The 15,860-nt window shown below is 63.8% G+C and carries 14 protein-coding genes and 4 pseudogenes; 11 read left to right on the top strand and 7 right to left on the bottom strand.

Annotated features, from left to right (window positions below; translation table 11 throughout):
* The 4 genes and pseudogenes from G455_RS0120935 to G455_RS24965 form a co-directional block, all read left to right on the top strand.
* A pseudogene (locus G455_RS0120935) lies at window positions 1-258 on the top strand (IS5/IS1182 family transposase); the annotation flags it as partial.
* A 312-nt stretch (window positions 259-570) separates the two neighbouring features.
* A pseudogene (locus G455_RS24970) lies at window positions 571-1,195 on the top strand (GntR family transcriptional regulator).
* 159 nt (window positions 1,196-1,354) lie between these two features.
* Complete coding sequence (locus G455_RS0120925; RefSeq protein ID WP_035367147.1) at window positions 1,355-1,942, top strand: biotin transporter BioY; 588 nt, start codon at window positions 1,355-1,357, stop codon at window positions 1,940-1,942.
* Window positions 1,939-2,307: a DUF1284 domain-containing protein gene (locus tag G455_RS24965; RefSeq protein WP_308434076.1), complete on the top strand. Its 369-nt coding sequence runs from the start codon at window positions 1,939-1,941 to the stop codon at window positions 2,305-2,307. The genes G455_RS0120925 and G455_RS24965 overlap by 4 nt, the downstream gene beginning before the upstream one ends.
* A gap of 114 nt (window positions 2,308-2,421) precedes the next feature.
* Here the strand turns inward: G455_RS24965 and G455_RS0120915 are convergent, their stop codons facing one another.
* A complete protein-coding gene (locus G455_RS0120915) occupies window positions 2,422-3,333 on the bottom strand; it encodes a LysR family transcriptional regulator (protein ID WP_205620488.1) in 912 nt (303 codons plus the stop codon).
* 190 nt (window positions 3,334-3,523) lie between these two features.
* Here G455_RS0120915 and G455_RS0120910 point away from each other — a divergent pair, with 190 nt between their 5' ends.
* Complete coding sequence (locus tag G455_RS0120910; RefSeq protein ID WP_028095438.1) at window positions 3,524-4,720, top strand: MFS transporter; 1,197 nt, start codon at window positions 3,524-3,526, stop codon at window positions 4,718-4,720.
* Between the two features lie 49 nt (window positions 4,721-4,769).
* Here G455_RS0120910 and bla read toward each other — a convergent pair whose 3' ends face one another.
* Together bla and G455_RS24955 are read right to left on the bottom strand one after the other, a co-directional pair.
* The gene (gene bla / locus G455_RS24960) at window positions 4,770-5,633 is read right to left on the bottom strand and encodes a class A beta-lactamase (protein ID WP_051312669.1); all 864 of its coding nucleotides are present in this window, start codon (window positions 5,631-5,633) and stop codon (window positions 4,770-4,772) included.
* A gap of 42 nt (window positions 5,634-5,675) precedes the next feature.
* The gene (locus G455_RS24955; protein ID WP_154664445.1) at window positions 5,676-6,359 is read right to left on the bottom strand and encodes a peptidoglycan peptidase; all 684 of its coding nucleotides are present in this window, start codon (window positions 6,357-6,359) and stop codon (window positions 5,676-5,678) included.
* Between the two features lie 371 nt (window positions 6,360-6,730).
* Here G455_RS24955 and G455_RS0120895 point away from each other — a divergent pair, with 371 nt between their 5' ends.
* Window positions 6,731-7,909 carry an MFS transporter gene (locus G455_RS0120895; protein ID WP_051312667.1) on the top strand — a complete coding sequence of 393 codons (1,179 nt, stop codon included), beginning with the start codon at window positions 6,731-6,733 and terminating at the stop codon, window positions 7,907-7,909.
* Window positions 7,910-7,944: 35 nt separating this feature from the next.
* Here G455_RS0120895 and G455_RS24950 read toward each other — a convergent pair whose 3' ends face one another.
* Window positions 7,945-8,850, bottom strand: a complete 906-nt coding sequence (locus G455_RS24950) for a LysR family transcriptional regulator (RefSeq protein ID WP_035367145.1) — start codon at window positions 8,848-8,850, stop codon at window positions 7,945-7,947.
* A 103-nt stretch (window positions 8,851-8,953) separates the two neighbouring features.
* Between G455_RS24950 and G455_RS0120885 the strand changes: the two genes are divergently transcribed.
* Complete coding sequence (locus G455_RS0120885) at window positions 8,954-9,814, top strand: alpha/beta fold hydrolase (RefSeq protein WP_028095436.1); 861 nt, start codon at window positions 8,954-8,956, stop codon at window positions 9,812-9,814.
* 99 nt (window positions 9,815-9,913) lie between these two features.
* On the top strand, window positions 9,914-10,168 hold the full coding sequence (locus tag G455_RS0120880; protein ID WP_028095435.1) for an alpha/beta fold hydrolase: 255 nt from the start codon (window positions 9,914-9,916) through the stop codon (window positions 10,166-10,168).
* 55 nt (window positions 10,169-10,223) lie between these two features.
* Here the strand turns inward: G455_RS0120880 and G455_RS0120875 are convergent, their stop codons facing one another.
* Window positions 10,224-10,604 (bottom strand): tautomerase family protein, encoded by a 381-nt coding sequence (locus tag G455_RS0120875; RefSeq protein ID WP_028095434.1) that lies wholly within the window; start codon window positions 10,602-10,604, stop codon window positions 10,224-10,226.
* 96 nt (window positions 10,605-10,700) lie between these two features.
* On the opposite strand from G455_RS0120875, the gene G455_RS0120870 reads away from it, so the two are divergent.
* The 3 genes from G455_RS0120870 (at window position 10,701) to G455_RS0120860 (ending at window position 13,569) form a co-directional block, all read left to right on the top strand.
* Window positions 10,701-11,558 (top strand): LysR family transcriptional regulator, encoded by an 858-nt coding sequence (locus G455_RS0120870; protein WP_028095433.1) that lies wholly within the window; start codon window positions 10,701-10,703, stop codon window positions 11,556-11,558.
* A gap of 173 nt (window positions 11,559-11,731) precedes the next feature.
* Complete coding sequence (locus G455_RS24945; RefSeq protein ID WP_161629414.1) at window positions 11,732-13,159, top strand: pyridoxal phosphate-dependent decarboxylase family protein; 1,428 nt, start codon at window positions 11,732-11,734, stop codon at window positions 13,157-13,159.
* Window positions 13,156-13,569: a PaaI family thioesterase gene (locus tag G455_RS0120860; RefSeq protein ID WP_028095432.1), complete on the top strand. Its 414-nt coding sequence runs from the start codon at window positions 13,156-13,158 to the stop codon at window positions 13,567-13,569. The genes G455_RS24945 and G455_RS0120860 overlap by 4 nt, the downstream gene beginning before the upstream one ends.
* A 125-nt stretch (window positions 13,570-13,694) precedes the next feature.
* Here G455_RS0120860 and istB read toward each other — a convergent pair.
* Window positions 13,695-14,463 (bottom strand): annotated as a pseudogene (istB, locus tag G455_RS24940) (IS21-like element helper ATPase IstB).
* Window positions 14,396-15,860, bottom strand: a pseudogene (istA, locus tag G455_RS26210) (IS21 family transposase); the annotation flags it as partial. The pseudogenes istA and istB, both read right to left, overlap by 68 nt.

The raw sequence follows: 15,860 nt of genomic DNA, 5'->3' as shown, positions 1-15,860 counted from the left end.
CTGGGCCAGATGGTGGTGACGCCGCATGTCGCGCAGACGTCCCGGTATTCAGCCATCGACGGCCGGACGACCAGGCATCCCGGCTATGCCCAATCCCAGCGGCACAGGAAGAAGATCGAGGATCCCTTCGGCTGGGCCAGGACAGTCGGTGGCATGACCCGGACCATGGATCACGGCATCGAGAGGGCGCGCGCCCGCTTCACGCTGACGATGGCAGCCAGCAACCTGGCGAGGCTGCCGAAACCGCTTGCGGCCTGACCAGGGAAGCCGCCGCCAGGACCGCCCGCCCCTGATCCAGCCCCCCAACAACAGCGCAGAAGGAAGCCGTTCCTCATGGCAGCCTTTTTCTGCAGCCTGCTAAAGTGTTCAAGCGGAGGCTTTTCTCGCACCACAGGGAGACGCAATTGTCGGATTGGTTGTCGGGGTTTTACGGCGACAACGTTACTGAGGTGAGTGACCTGAAACCCCATTGCCTATCGCTGACTGGATGCTTCGGGTTTATCAGGAAGCTCGCATACCTATCGATAGGTGTCGCTCGACCTTTGCCTCGCGGAGGATAATCTATGATCCATGTCGACTGCAAAATCAGAACCCTTGGCGGCGGGTATCAGCAACGAGCTGGCCAGCCGAATCATCTCTGATCGGATCGCGGCGGGCGCCTGCTTGCGTCAGGATCAGATCGCCGAGGAATTCGGTGCCAGCCACGTGCCGGTACGCGAGGCGTTCCGTTTGCTGGAGGCGCAGGGGCTGGTTGAAAACGTGCCGCGACGGGGGGCGAGTCGCAGCTTTCAGTTCGGACGATCTCCGAGAAGTCGCCGAGATGCGTGCGGCGCTTGAGCTGCTGGCGCTTCGCGACGCCGCACCGCATCTGACCGCGGCCATCCTAGACGAAGCCGAAGAGGCCACGCAGTCTGGAGACCGTGCGAGCAGCGTGGAAACCTGGGAAGAGGCAAGCCGCAGATTTCACAGGCTGATTCTGGCGCCTTGTGCAATGCCCAGGTTGCTGCGCACAATCGACGATCTTCATGCGGCAAGCGCACGCTTCCTATTTGCCGGGTGGCGGGTCGAGTGGGAGACGCCGACCGACCGCGACCATCTTGCGATACTGGCGGCGCTGCGTGTTGGTGACATCGAGGGGGCTGCGGGAGTCTTGGCGCGGCATGTCACCTGGATCGGGAAGCTGCCCATTCGGTAGGAGCTGGGGGCGGGCGTCTAATCCGCCTCAAATTGCACCTTTGGCACAGAATTGGCCCGCGACTCTTCGCCATCGGGCGAGTCTTACAGTGCGTGCTCATTTGCGTTCACTATTAGAGGTAAAAAATCAAAATTATCTATAATTTAGAAAGGGTGCCTCATGCTCGCTTCAATCACCTCCTCTGAAACCAGGCGGAGCCGCTTCGATTTGCATCATCGGTCGCTGGCCTGGAAGCTCGGTGCGGTGATCGTCGGTACGCTCATTCTGGCAGTATCTTCCTATGTTGAGGTGCCGATGGTGCCGGTTCCGATGACGTTGCAGACCTTCGCGGTGACGTTGGTGGGCGCGCTTTACGGCTGGCGTCTCGGCGGTGTGACGATCGCGGCATGGCTTGTCGAGGGCGCTCTGGGGCTGCCGGTTCTGGCGGGTGGGGCCGCGGGTGCCCAGCACTTCGTCGGGCCGACCGGCGGGTATCTCTTCGCGTTTCCGATTGCCGGTATGGCGATGGGCTGGCTGGCCGAGCGGGGCTGGACCGGGCGACGCACTGGATTGGCTTTCGCGGGTATGCTGATCAGCAACGCGCTTTGTCTGATCCTTGGTGCCGCCTGGTTGGCAGTCCTGATCGGAGCCGAGCAGGCGGTCATGGCAGGGGTTGTACCCTTCCTACTCGGCGCGGTCCTGAAATCCGCGCTCGGGGCCATGGTGCTCAGGCTGGTGTCGGGCCGGTGGCAGCGCGCCGCCGGATGACGGTCCGGCGGCGACCCCATCACCTTCTTTGCATCCTCACCTACGTGGGGAAGGGCTACAGCCCCGCGTTCACGGTCAATATGTCCGCGGTCGCGGGGCGCCTCGCCGCCGGCGACGAGGCTGAGATCGTCGCGGGGCCCGATGATATCTGTGTGCTGATTCTCGGCGGTTCCGAGTCGCATTGCCGTGGTGACAGCGTGACCGGACGTGATCGTGCCGCGGCGGACGATCTCGGCGGGCTACTGGGCCTGAGCATCCGTTCCGGCGTACGGTTGACGCTAGATGCAAGCCGTATTCGCCGGGCTCCGCCAAGATTTCGGCCTGGATCGCATCAAGTCGGCCTGCATCGGGTGCAATTGGAGTGACCTTTGTCGGTCAGTGGCGGCCTCCGGATATGCTGGCGGGGTGCTTTGAACCACGCCGGGAAATCATGAATTTCGCATCCTGTACTCAACGCCAACCGGTCAGTTGCGCCGTACTCATCTCGGTCCGTTGGCAAAGAGATTCTCCGCCATGAAGTCGACGAACACCCTCAGTTTCGGCGACAGATAGCGGTTCGATGGCCAGTAGACGCGGAATTCGACGGTGCCGGTCACGGCCTCGTCCAGCACGGAGACAAGCCGGCCGTCGGCGCACTGCGCGCGCACGGCGAAATCTGGCAGGCAGGCAATTCCCCGGCCGTGCACAGCCATGTCGAGCAGCGGTTCGATGGCGCTGGAGATTGCCGTGCGGGGCAGAGCGCCGTCCTCCACGCCGTCGATGTGCCAACGTTCCAGCTTGCCGGTGCTGGGGAAGCGGTGATGCAGGCAGTGATGGTGGGCGAGCTCCGACGCGCTTCGGGGCGTGCCGTGCCGTTCGAAATAGGTCGGTGCTCCGACAATGCGAAAGCCGGTGGTGCCGAGGCGCCGTGTCATCAGTCGCGAATCCGTCGGCGCGCCCGAGCGGATCACCGCGTCGAACCCTTCCTCGATCACGTCAACCAAGCGGTCGCTGAAATCGAGGTCCAGCTCGATCTCCGGCCAGGCCTGCATAAAGGCGGACAGGGTCGGCATCATCAGCATCCCGACCAGTGGCAGGCTGACGCGCAACTGCCCGGCGGGGTGCGCGCGAGTCTGCGCGAGCTCCAGCTCCGCCGCCTCCATTTCGCTCAGCACGCGGCGGCAGCGTTCGAGGAACATCTGTCCCTCCGGCGTCAGCGTGATCGCCCGCGTCGAGCGGTGAAACAGCCGCACCCCAAGACGGTCCTCGAGTCGGGCAATAGCTTTTCCCACCGCTGACGAGGATACGCCGAGCTTCCGCCCGGTGACGGTGAAGCTGCGCGTTTCTGCCGCTTGAACGAAGACGTTCAGGGCGCCGAGGCTGTCCATGGAGGTCGGCATGATGGTGGACATATTAGTCCGAAGTCATCGGAATTGAAGCCTGTTTTTCCGCAATGAGAAAGCCGCCAAGTTTCCGCAGAGAATTAACAAAGAGATTTAACAAAACGAGGACGTAAGATGATCTGCACTTTTCAACCGGTTCGGGCGACAGGCCACGCGCGGCCCGAACCGCGTCTTGCCCCCCAGGCGGGGGAGACCGGTCATGAGTGACATGCGCCTGCCGGTCGAGACCCAGAGCGCCGGGGAAAGCTTTCCGTGGGGCGGTCTTCTGGCGCTGTCCATGGCGGCCTTCATCACCATCCTGACCGAAGCCCTGCCGGCGGGCCTTCTGCCGGCCATCGGGCAGGGGCTCGGCGTGTCGGAGGCCGGTGCTGGGCAACTGGTGACGGTGTATGCCATCGGCTCGCTGATGGCCGCGATCCCGCTGACGACCATGACGCAGGGGCTGCGCCGAAGGCCGCTCCTGATGATCGCCATCATGGGGTTTCTGATCGCCAACACCGTCACGGCGCTTTCCACGAGTTACATCCTGACGCTGCTGGCGCGCTTCCTGGCCGGGGTCGCGGCGGGGCTGCTTTGGGCCTTGGCGGCGGGCTATGCCGCGCGCATGGCGCCCGATCATCTGAAAGGCCGGGCGATTGCCGTTGCCATGGCAGGAACGCCGCTCGCCCTGTCGCTCGGCGTGCCTGCGGGCACGTTCTTGGGGGCCATTCTTGGCTGGCGCGCCTGTTTCGGCCTAATGAGCCTTCTGACGGTGGGTCTGATCCTTTGGGTGCTGGCCAAGGTCCCGGATTTCTCTGGTGAACCCGCAAGCCAGCGCCGCACCCTGCGCGGCGTTCTGAGGCTCCCGGGCATCCGCCCGGTGCTCGGCGTCGTGTTGAGCTTCGTGCTGGCCCACAACATCCTTTACACCTACATCGCGCCCTTTCTTGCCGGGGCCGGGATGGCCGGGCGCACGGATGCCGTGTTGCTGGTTTTCGGCCTTGCCTCGCTGGTCAGCATCTGGATCGTTGGTGTGCTGATCGACGCCCGCCTGCGGGCGTTGACCCTTGCCAGTATCGCGCTGTTCGCGCTTGCGGCGGGCCTGTTCTGGATCGGGGGAAGCCGCCCAACTGCGATCTATGCCGCAAGCGCGATCTGGGGTCTGGCATTCGGCGGATGCGCGACCCTGTTCCAGACCGCCAGCGCCAGGGCGGCAGGGCCCGCGGCGGATCTGGCGCAATCCATGCTCGTGACCATGTGGAACACCGCGATTGCGGGCGGTGGGCTGGCGGGCGGCCTGTTGCTTGAGCGGTTTGGACCGGCGAGCCTTGCGCCCAGCCTGCTGATCCTGATCGCACTGGCTTGGGGGCTTACGCTGCGCGCGCGGGACCATGGGTTTGCAGCCGTAAACCCATAGGGCGGGGGCGGCCCGAGGAAGAGGGCCGCCCGAAAGACAGAGCCTTCGTTCAGGCGATGTGGCGCAAGGCGATCTGCGCCACATCGCGGATCGCGGTGACTGAGGGGCGCAGGCGGTCGAGGCGGGTGTCGATATAGATCGCCAGCACGAAGCGCGGCCCGTTGGGTGACCAGAGCGCCGCGATATCGTTGGCGGCGCCGTTGGGCGTGGTGCCGGGCTTGTTCGCGACCGTCCAACTGCCGGGCACGGCGGCGCGGATACGGTCCTTGGCGTTCTGTTCGTTACGCATCCAGGCGACAAGCTGCTGCCGCGCGCCCTCGCTCAGCACCGAGGTGCCGAGGGCGAGCCGTTCGACGGTTCGCGCCATCGCCTCGGGAGCCGTCGTGTCGCGCGGATCGCCTTGCGTGTTCGCGTTCAGCGCCATCTCCGTGCGGTCGAGACGGCTGACATCGTCGCCAATTTCGCGAAAGAACTCGGTCACGGCAGCCGGACCGCCGACGCGGTCGAGCAGGAGATTGGCGGCGGTATTGTCACTGCGCTCCACAATCGCTTTGCAGAGCGTGCGGATATCGAGCGCGCCCGAAGGGGGCTGTTGCGAGGTGACGGGCGAGGTCGGCAGGAGGCGCACGCCGTTCAGGCTCAGCCGTTCATCGAGATCCAGCTCTCCTCGGTCGGCGCGTTGCAGGCAGAGCGCGGCCAGAGAGGCTTTGAAGGTCGAGCACATTGCAAAACGTTCCCCCGCGCGATGGGAAAACTCGGCACCGGTGTCAATGTTGCGGGCAAAGACGCCGACCCGGGCGGCAAGCACTTGCTCTATCTCGCGCAAACGCTCGGCGCTCTGCGCCCGCGCCTGCGTTCCGGGGCCGGTCAGGCCCAAGGCGAGGCCGCTCAGGATCAATGTTCTGCGTTTCATTCGGGGCTCCTGTCGGCTGGCAGCGGGGTGGGTGGAAACACGTCACGGGTAGACCTGCCGCAGGGAGGGGTCGGCCATGATCGACGCGGTGGTCAGGAGCGCGAGGTCGTCGATGATCTCCCAGCACTCTGTCTTCGTCGTGACATAGCCGCAGTAGGGATGGTCCTGCCAGCCTTCGAGGAAAGCGGCCCTCAGGTTGGGAGCCTCGTCGGCGAGTGTCGATATCCGGTCGGGTGCGCCCAGCGTTACCCCAACGCCGAGCGCGGCAAGCGAGACGAGTTCGGCGCCGTAATAGGCAGCTCCGCCCGGCAACCTGTAGGGATCGGCCGGCTGACCGTAAGCGACCAGAAGGGCGTTGTAGGAGATCGGGCTGTCAGCCTGGTCCCAGACCGTCGCGGCATCGAGCCGGTAGACGGAATAGCCCCCGTCATCCAACCCTTCGATGAACTCGAACAGCATCACTTCGGTTACCCCATCTGTGGGATCGACATAGACAACGCGCGGCCCGCCGCTGCTTGCACGCAGGACACCGACCGAGGCGAAGGACGCACCCATGGCGACAGCGATCTGGTCGTCAAGCGGGTCCAGCCCGGATCGGAAGATGAGATCGCCGGCGCGCCAGTCCCAGTTCGCCTCAGCCATGGCGGCTTGCCACATGCTGCCCGTTTCCCCGGCGAGGGCCGGTTGGATGCCCGTCAGTGTCATCGTTGAAAGACAGAGCGGCACGATCCTGCTCCAGCCGGCGGCAAGGCGTTTCTTTTTTGAACCGGTCTTGTCTGGGGGCTGATGCCCACCACGCGGTGTCCTCCATCCAGTCGGAACAGGTCTTGTCGTGCGCCCATATGCGGGGCGTGGGGTGGTCTGCCTCATGTGTACTGCCTCGGTGTTTTGGGCGAACCCTAGGCAGCTTTGGCCTTTCGGAAAAGTGAATGTTTCAAAAATCCCGGTTGCGGAAATCAGGGCGATGGGCGCGGTCGGGATTTCATGACCTCCTGAGCTCTGTCTGGGCTGGGCTCCGGTTGCCATCAAGAAAACCTATATCAGGGGGCAGCAAAACTGCATTGTGCAGACCAGACCGGAATGTACTTTTGCCGAACATGGACACGCAAACCTCGCACATCATACAGGCCGAAGGCCTCGCGCCGGCTTTGGTTCTCCTCTTGGCCATGGGGGCAGGGGCAGCCGTCGCCAACAGCTATTACAATCAGGCCCTTCTCGGCCATCTGACCGCTGATTTCGGCCTGCGCGCCGGTTTTGCCGTTACCGTGCCGGTCCTGACACAGATCGGCAATGCTGTCGGTGTTCTCTTTCTGGCGCCACTCGGAGACCGGCTTGAACGCAAATCCCTCATTCTCGTGACGATCGGCGCATTGGCGGTTGCGCTCATCGGTGCTGCCGTCTCTCCCGGTTTCATATGGCTTGCGGTTGCCAGCCTTGCCGTCGGTCTGGGTGCCACCGTTGCGCAGCAGATCGTGCCGCTCGCCGTTCATCTCGCCGCGCCGGCGGAGCGCGGTCGGGTCCTTGGCACCGTGACGGGGGGCATTCTGATCGGTATTCTGCTCGCTAGGGCGGTTGGCGGGCTGATCTCCGATACCTGGGGGTGGTCCGTCGTGTTCTGGTTCGCCGCAGCACTGATGATTGTGATCGGTGGCGCCTTGGCGATCTGGCTCCCCCGTGTCCCGCCGACGACCACCCTGAGCTATCCGCGTCTGATCGGTTCTCTTTGGCGGCTGATACGGAGCCATCGCGTCCTCAGGCGCGCGGTTGCGGTGCAATTCCTGATCTTCGCCGCCTTTATCGGATTCTGGTCGACACTCGCGCTGCTGCTGGCCGAACCGGTCTATGGGCTCGGTGGTGCGGCTGTGGGCCTCCTGGCGCTCGTCGGCGTGGCCGGAGCTCTGGCAGCGCCCATGGCCGGTGCGATGTCGGACCGGTACGGCGCGGGCCCGATCGTTTCCATCGGGGCGTGCCTTGTCCTGATCGCCTTCCTTGTTTTCTGGCTCTGGCAAGCCTCCCTTGTCGGGCTGGTTGTCGGCATTCTTGTGCTGGATCTTGCGGTGCAGTCGTCGCAGGTGGCCAATCAGGCGCGCATCTATGCGCTCGACCCGACGGCACGAAGCCGGCTGAATACCGTTTTCATGGCAACGATGCTCGCCGGCGGTGCCTTTGGCGCAGGGATCGGCGGCGCCGCCTATGTCTATTGGGGGTGGAGCGGTGTGTGCGCCTTTGGCGTGCTGTCCGCCGCGCTGGCGTTCCTGTTGTCGAACAGGTCGTGAGGTTTCCGCCGCTCCAGATAGGTCACCGTCAACCGTCAACCGTCAACCGTCCGGGTCGGGACGGTCTGCTGTGAAACACCGAGTGCGCGATAGCCGTCCTCCTCGACGATTTGCCGGATCAGGGCGCGAACCGCTCGCGATTGTGCGCTCTTGCCAAGGCGCGCGACTGTGGCGACGGAGGGAGGCGCGGCGAGCGCTTCGGTGATCGTTTCCATGTCGGCGTCGACATGTCCGGCATTGAGCAAGCTGATACCAAGCCCCGAGCGCACGGCGCTCAGAATGCCCGACAGGCTCGCGCAGCGCATGACGGTCGAGAACCCGTGTGGCGGCAAAGGCGCGGCGTCCATGGCCCAGCGGCGGTAAAAACAGGTCTCGTCGAAGGCGAGAAACGGGAGCGGTCGCGCCCAGTCGAGTTCGAGATCGCGGGCTTTGACCCAGGCAAGCTTCGACTCGGATAGCAGTGTGTCATCGGTCCGCCGCTGGTCGGGAAAAAGCTGGAAGATCCCGACGTCGATTTCGCCCCGGTCGAGCTGGGCTTGAATCGTCAAGCTCTGGGACACTTCCGTGAGAACGGTGACATCGGGCTGAAGCCGGGCGAAGCGGCCGAGAACGCGGGCCAATGCGCCATGTGTGGTTTCCTCCGTCACGCCCAGCCGGACCAGACCGTTGAGCGGATCGGTGCTGAGGCTGGCGACCGCCTCGTCATGAATCGCAAGCATGCGGCGGGCGTAATGCAGCAGGCGCTCTCCCTCCGGCGTAAATGCGGGGTGCCCCGGGCGCCGGTCGAGAAGCTTGCAGCCGAGGGCCTCTTCCAGACGCCTGATCTTGTGGGAGATCGCCGACTGAGACAGCGCCAGGCGATGCGCCGCCCGCGTTACTCCGCCATTGTCTCTGATCGCGCAAAGCGCCTGAAGTGCGCCGATGTCCAGTTTCGATCCCATGGCATATTCATGACAAAATTAGATCATTAAATCAATTCATTTCATTTTCGTCATATAGGCCCATGGCCTAGGTTGCGCCTGACACCCGCAACTGGAGATCGACATGAACCGCATCCTCGGGCAGCACGCCTTGATCAACGGCAACCGCATTGCCTATGGCGTGCATGGGCAGGGCGCGCCGGTCGTTCTCCTGCACGGAACGCCCTCATCGTCGCTGATCTGGCGCAATGTGCTGCCGCAACTGGTGGCATCCGGGTATCGGGTCCATGTCTACGACCTGTTGGGCTACGGTGCTTCCGAACGCCCTGCGGCTCCGGCCGTCGACACCTCGATCAGCGCGCAGGTCCCGATTCTCGAAGCACTGTTGGCGCATTGGCAGCTGGATACGATCCATCTCGTCGGTCATGATTTCGGCGGCGGCATCGTGCAGCGTTTCGGCGTGTTCAAACCCGGGCGGCTCCGCTCGCTCACGCTCATGGATACCGTCAGTTTCGACAGCTCTCCGTCGCAGCGGACCAAGGAACAGCTGGAAGCGGGGCTGGAAACCCTGATCAAGACCCCTGACGCCGCCCATCGCGCCCATTTCCGCGATTGGCTCTTGTCTGCGGTCTGGAACAAGCCGGCCTTCGCCGACGATGTGTTGTCGTCCTATGTGGAGATGATTTCGGGCCCGGTCGGCCAGGGCAGCTATTTCCAGCATCAGGCGCGCACCTACGAGGCCAGGCATACGATGGAGATCGCCGACAGGTTGCACGAGCTGGCCGCGCTGCCGGTCAAGATCATCTGGGGGGCAGAAGATGCCTGGCAGTCGGTCGATTGCGGGGAACGGCTGCAACGCGCGATCCCCGGATCGGAGCTGAGCGTTGTCGAAGAGGCCGGGCATTTCGCGCCCGAGGACCAACCCGTCAGGATCGCGGAACTTCTGGTCGACTTCTTCGACAGGGTTCGCCCCCCCGGCACTTGAGATGCCGTTCCGGTTCCGGCGTCATATCGCCAACTGCCAATCACCAATGAGAGACGCACAATATGCTGGATCTGCCGAACACTACGATCATCGAGGGCAATGCCATCCGCTGGGGGAAAGCCGGCGACGGCCCGCCGCTTCACCGATGAGGTCGAGCGGCTCTATGCCAAGATGGATTGCCCGGTGACGGTTCTCTGGGGCCGGAATGATGACTGGATCCCCTATGAGACGGGCAAGGCATTGGCCGCGATACTTTCCGATCACCCCTGCATCCCGATCCCGAATGCCGGGCATCTGGTACAGGAGGACCGGCCCGAGGCTCTGATGGCCGCGATCCTGAAAAGATGGAGCTGAGCTGGCCAGGTCGCGGCCAGCTCTCCTGACATGTTTCGAAAGGCGCACGCGCACCTCAGGCATATTGCGCGATGCCGTTGCCGAGCGACCAGTTCACCTTGTCCACCTCGGTCAGGTTGATGAAAACGTCCTCCGGGCGAAGGCCGGGCGCTTCACCAAGCAGCTCCACGATCCGCCGAAACAGGGCCTTTTTCTGCTCGTCCGTGCGGGTGTTATTGGCGGTGATTTGGATGAACACCAGATCGTCGCTGCGCGCGATATCCAGATAAGAGGCGCCATAGCGGAAGTTGGCGGCCTCATGTTCGGTGATGACCATGAACTGATCGTCCTCGGGCACGTCGAACACCTCGGTCATCGCACGATAGAGCCCGTCGAAGATCGCCTGCCGGTAGCTGTCGGGTTTTCCGGCGCGCAGAGAGATGTGGAGCAGTGGCATTCTGGGGGTCCTTTCTGAGTGTTCCGCAAGCCATGTTAGACGCGCCTGATTATTTTGGTATCCTATCCACTGCTATTTCAGTGATGAGGATTTGAAATGATAAACGCCCCTCTCGATCTGGATGCGGTGAGGGCCTTTGTCCGGATCGCCGAACTTGGCAGTTTTACCCGCGCCGCCCGGGCGACGCAGGTTTCGCAATCGGCCATCAGTCTGAAACTGAAGCGGCTGGAGGAGCGGTTGGGCTGCCGGCTTGTCGATCGCACCCCGCGCCACGTCGATCTGACGCAGCAGGGCACGGAATTTCTGCAGCATGCGCGCATCCTGCTGGAGGCGCATGATCGTGCGCTGGCCATGGTGATCGAACCGCGCCAGCGCCTGACCATTGGCATCAGCGACCATGTGGCGGGGCCGGAATTGCCGGCGGTGATCGCCCGGATCAATGCCGAGGCGCCGCAGCTGGTGATCGAAATTCAGATCGGGTCGTCAGATGCGCTGTTGCAGCAGTTCGACCGGCGCGAGCTGGATGTGGCGATCGTCCGGTTCGACGCGGATCGGGACGATGGGACGATCCTGTGCCGGGAAAGGATCGGCTGGTTTGCCGCCCCCGGCTGGAGCCATCGAGAGGGGCTGCCGCTGCCCTTGGCCACGATGCCCGATCCTTGCGGCATGCGAAAGCTGGCCTGCGAGACGCTGGATGCGGCGGGGCTTGCCTGGCGGGAGGTCTTCGTGGGCGGCGGGGTTGCCGCCGTGTCGGCCGCGGTCATGGCGCGGCTCGGCATTGCCGCCCTGTCGCCGCGCATGCTGCCACCGGAAGCGGTTGATGTCGGCGCCGGGCTCGGGCTGCCAGCGCTGCCGCATCTGCCCATCGCGCTGCATTCCCGGGCCACGACCGCGGACAGCCGCAGCGCGATTGACGCGCTATCGTCGGCCTTCCGCAGCGCTGTGCGCGGGTAACTTCGCTTGATGCGTGGCGCCTCTGCGGTCCATTGGAAATGGGGAGGGGTGGCGATTTCAGCGGGAGGCAATCTGAGGACGACGCGCGTCTTTTCGCAAGAAACGGGTCGCCTCTGTCTGAACGGTTGCCCAAGTTGAAATCAAACGTTGATGAGACAGAAGAGTTTCCGAGAATGGCAAAGCAAGACGAAACGACGATGTGGCCGCCCCAAGCCAGACGAAACGACATACAGGACAAGCTGAACGGGATGCTTGTCGATGCTATCGACAGGATTCAGGAGGGGCCTGCGGCTCCGGCGGTCGATATCACGGACTTGCGGCGGAGGATCGGCCAGTTCGATTTTGCCTCGCCTGTCGCGGTCGAGACGGCCGCGCGCGATGTCATCGACCTGCTTGTGGCGGGCAACGTGCACATGATGCACCCGGGCTATATGGGATTGTTCAACCCCAGTGTCGCGTTCCCGGGCATCCTCGCGGATCAGATCACCGCAACGATCAACCCACAACTCGCGGTCTGGTCGCATGCGCCGGCGGCGGTAGAGATCGAGCGCTATACCATCAACGCCATCGCGGAACGGTTCGGCTGGACAGCGGTTCACACCGCAGGGCATTTCACCTCCGGCGGCGCCGAGGCGAATTACACGGCTCTCTTGATGGCGCTGACGGACAGGTTTCCTGCCTATGGGGAGGAGGGGACACGCGGCATTCCGGGACAGCCGACCTGTTACGTCTCGGCCGAAAGCCATCTGGCCTGGCTCAAGATCGCGCATCAGGCCGGGGTCGGCCGAAACGCGGTCCGGCTCGTGCCGACGGACGGGAGCGGCAGAATGGACACCGGAAAGCTGTCCGCGATGATCGAGGCGGACGCAGCCGCCGGTCACATCCCGTTCTTCGTCGGCGCCACCGCCGGAACCACCAATGCCGGCATGATCGACCCGCTGGCCGACATCGCACGGATCGCCGCCGGGCGGCTGTGGTTTCACGTCGATGCGGCCTGGGGCGGGGCGGCCATTCTCACGCCGAGAACTGGTGGCGCTCTGGACGGTATCAAAGAGGCCGATACGCTCACACTCGACGCCCATAAATGGTTCGCCGTGCCGATGGGGGCGGGGATGCTGCTGACGCGGCACGAAGAATGCCTGGCCCAGACCTTCCGGGTCGCGGCCAGCTATATGCCGGGGGAGACGGCGGAAACGCTCGACCCCTACACCCACAGTCTGCAGTGGTCCCGCAGGTTCATTGGCCTCAAGCTGTTCCTGTCGCTGGCCTCGCTGGGCTGGCAGGGCTACCGGTGCCATGTGGAGCACGCGATGGATATGGCGGCACGTCTGAAGGCGCTGCTGGAGGCAGAGGGGTGGTCGGTGGTCAATGACAGTCCGCTCGCGGTGCTGTGCTTCATCGACGAGGACACTGGGCTGGAGCCGGGCGAGATCGCCCGCGAGGTTGTCGCGCGAGGCCCCAGCTGGATCTCGGCGGCGAAGTTCGAGGGGCGGGCGGTTCTGCGCGCCTGCATCACCAGTCATTTCACCGATGAAGAGGATCTTCGCGCGCTGCTGACCGCTTTAAATACAGCCCGTAGCCAATTGGGAGGACAGAAATGAACGTCAGGGGGGCGCTCCAGAACCGCACCTATGAGGGCAGCCTGCGCTTTGAAGTGGAAGAGGTATCCGTCGATCATGCCATCGGACGGATGGCCGTCCAACCCGGTGTGCTCAACCCGTTCGGAACGGTTCACGCCGGTGCGCTCATCTGGTTCGCCGATGTCGTTGCAACCTATTGCGCCATTGGCGATCTGCAAACCGTGGAGGAAAACGGCCAGGGTTTTCCGGTCGCGGTCGATCTGCACAGCGTTCTGCTCGCCAACGAGCGCGATGGCGACCTGACCGCGACGGCGCGCTGCATCAGGCGCGGCCGTCAGGTCGTGGTGGTCGGAACGGCGATCACCGGAAAGGCAGGGCGCGTTTTGCTGGAGATGACCACCACGCATCTGAGGTCCGGGTCGCCGCGGTAATCCGCGCTGTCAATCGGCAGCGAACTTTGGCCCGCTATCGGCGTCGAATAATGCCCCTCTCGTTTGGCACAGCTTGCCCGGGGGGGCGTCGCCCCCAAGTCGCGCAGCCGGCTCGGGCCAGCTGATCAGGCGCGTGTCTTAAAGCGCCAGCTCTCGTTGCCGGTTTCGATGATGTCGCAGTGGTGGGTGAGGCGATCCAAAAGCGCGGTCATCACCTTTGCGTCGCTGAAGACGCTGGGCCATTCACCGAAGTCCAGATTGGTGGTGACGATGATCGAGGTGCGTTCGTAGAGGCGACTGATCAGGTGGAACAGCAGTTGCCCGCCTGTCTGGGCGAATGCCAGGTAGCCAAGCTCGTCGAGGATCACGAAGTCCATCCGACAGAGGAGATCGGCGATGCGTCTTTGCCTGTCGTCGCGTGCCTCGGCATCGCGCTTGTTCACCAGGTCGACGATGTTGAAGAAGCGGCCCCTCTTGCCGCTGCGGATGCAGGCCCGGGCAATCCCGACAGCCAGATGCGACTTGCCGGTCCCGGTGCCACCCCCTCTCGGGACATCGCTGCGCGATGCCCTGCCGGGCAGTGGATGAGCACGACGTTGCGCTGCTGCTCGAGGAACTCCGCGCTGACGAGGTCGCGCACCAGCGTTTCATTGACCGGCGTCTCCTCAAGGTCGAACGCGTTGACTTCCCTGGCAAGTGACAGCTTCGCGATGGTCATCTGGTATTTGATCGAGCGTGCCTGCTTCTCATTGATCTCGGCATGCAGAAGGTCGCCCACGATCTGCCGAGTTCGTGTTGGCGCTTCACCGCGGTCGCGATGATCTCGTCATATGCCGCCCTCCTTCCGCAGAGCTTGAGCTGGCCCATCGCGTCCAGAACCTTTGATCTTTCCATGATCTCGTCGCCTGAGGCTGTCGTAGCGGGTGCAATCGGCAACCGGCTGGCAGCCTAGGCGTCGTGCCGAAGGCACGCCTTTGGCGTGACGCGTCCGGCGTGGTGATTGCCAGGGGTGGCGCGGGTTCCCGACGGCGCGCCAGAATGTTGAGAACAACGGCGGAGGAATGCACGCCTTCCTCGAGCGCTTCAGCGCAGGCTGCTTCGACAGCATCCAGCCCATCCGTCAGAACCGCGCTGAGAACATCCACCATCTGCCGATCGCCATTGGGTGTTCTTCCCGGCGGGTTTCCGTGCGAGCACGGGGATGTAGTGCAGCGGGTCGTCGACATCTTTGCCGCCTCCGAAGACGCGCGCATGCTCCCCCACGAGCTTTCCATCTTGCCAGAGCTCGACGCGTTCAGCATAGGCGCGGCTCTCGACGGGACGGCCGACGGCATGAGCCTCGACTGAGTAGCGGTTGTTGTCGAACCGGACGAGGCAGGTCTTCGAGCCCGAGGCCGGCACCGCATGATATCCGTCGAAGGGGCCAGCATAGGGCACAAGGCTTGGGCGCTCAGCCTCGAAGACGTTCCAGGACGATCGCTCGCGCAGCTCGGGGTGCGGGTGGGACTTGGCCCAAGCCAAGCAGCGATCTCGCAGCCAAGCATTCAGTTCGGCAAGGCTTTTGAAGCGCGGTCGCGGCACGAAGAAGCGCCGGCGCACCACACCGACCTGGTTCTCGACCTGGCCTCTCTCCCATCCCGATGCAGGCGTGCAGGGCCGTTCATTGAGGCGCCATCGGTTCAAGCCCAATGGACGGCGGGTCGACAAGATAGTGCCCGCAGATCTGTTGGAAGCGGCGATTGTAGGCACGCTCCCGGCCCACGAAGATCGTCTCCGCCGCTGTCTTCATATTGTCGTAGATGCCCCGCGCACAGGCGCCGCCGAAGAAGGCAAATGCCCGGTCGTGTGCGTCGAATACCATCTCTTGCGTCTCGCGTGGATAGGCCCTGACGAAGAGCATTCGACTATGGCACAGCCGGACATGAGCGACCTTCACCGTCATGGTCTCACCATCGATCAGGACGATCTGGTGGCTCCGGTCGAACTGGTAGGCTTCTCCAGGCGCGAAGGTCAGCGGCACATAGGCGGCGGCTGATGCCTCGCGTTCCGACTTAGCCCACGCCGCAGCATAGCGCCGCACCGCATGATATCCGCCTGCGTAGCCGAGGACCCGCAACTCCTCGAACAGACGGATGCGGGTGAACCGGTCGCGCTTGGGCTTGCGCGCGTTCTCCTCAAGCATCCGATCAAGCTCGGCCTTCCAGGGGCCGATCTTCGGCTGCGGCGGAACACTGCGCTCGCAGGTGAGTTCCGTCGCACCAGAACGGACCGCGTTCCGGACGATGTTCCGC

This window comes from Pseudodonghicola xiamenensis DSM 18339 (assembly GCF_000429365.1).
Taxonomy (GTDB): Bacteria; Pseudomonadota; Alphaproteobacteria; order Rhodobacterales; family Rhodobacteraceae; genus Pseudodonghicola; species Pseudodonghicola xiamenensis.
This window is presented reverse-complemented; position numbering and strand designations above follow the sequence as displayed.

Bases quoted from the DNA above. Each gene is read 5' to 3' on its own strand.
- G455_RS0120925 (WP_035367147.1), top strand. From the start codon at position 1,355: ATGCTCGCTTCAATCACCTCCTCTGAAACCAGGCGGAGCCGCTTCGAT.
- G455_RS24965 (WP_308434076.1), top strand. From the start codon at position 1,939: ATGACGGTCCGGCGGCGACCCCATCACCTTCTTTGCATCCTCACCTAC.
- G455_RS0120915 (WP_205620488.1), bottom strand. From the start codon at position 3,333: ATGTCCACCATCATGCCGACCTCCATGGACAGCCTCGGCGCCCTGAAC.
- G455_RS0120910 (WP_028095438.1), top strand. From the start codon at position 3,524: ATGAGTGACATGCGCCTGCCGGTCGAGACCCAGAGCGCCGGGGAAAGC.
- bla (WP_051312669.1), bottom strand. From the start codon at position 5,633: ATGAAACGCAGAACATTGATCCTGAGCGGCCTCGCCTTGGGCCTGACC.
- G455_RS0120895 (WP_051312667.1), top strand. From the start codon at position 6,731: ATGGACACGCAAACCTCGCACATCATACAGGCCGAAGGCCTCGCGCCG.
- G455_RS24950 (WP_035367145.1), bottom strand. From the start codon at position 8,850: ATGGGATCGAAACTGGACATCGGCGCACTTCAGGCGCTTTGCGCGATC.
- G455_RS0120885 (WP_028095436.1), top strand. From the start codon at position 8,954: ATGAACCGCATCCTCGGGCAGCACGCCTTGATCAACGGCAACCGCATT.
- G455_RS0120880 (WP_028095435.1), top strand. From the start codon at position 9,914: ATGCCATCCGCTGGGGGAAAGCCGGCGACGGCCCGCCGCTTCACCGAT.
- G455_RS0120875 (WP_028095434.1), bottom strand. From the start codon at position 10,604: ATGCCACTGCTCCACATCTCTCTGCGCGCCGGAAAACCCGACAGCTAC.
- G455_RS0120870 (WP_028095433.1), top strand. From the start codon at position 10,701: ATGATAAACGCCCCTCTCGATCTGGATGCGGTGAGGGCCTTTGTCCGG.
- G455_RS24945 (WP_161629414.1), top strand. From the start codon at position 11,732: ATGGCAAAGCAAGACGAAACGACGATGTGGCCGCCCCAAGCCAGACGA.
- G455_RS0120860 (WP_028095432.1), top strand. From the start codon at position 13,156: ATGAACGTCAGGGGGGCGCTCCAGAACCGCACCTATGAGGGCAGCCTG.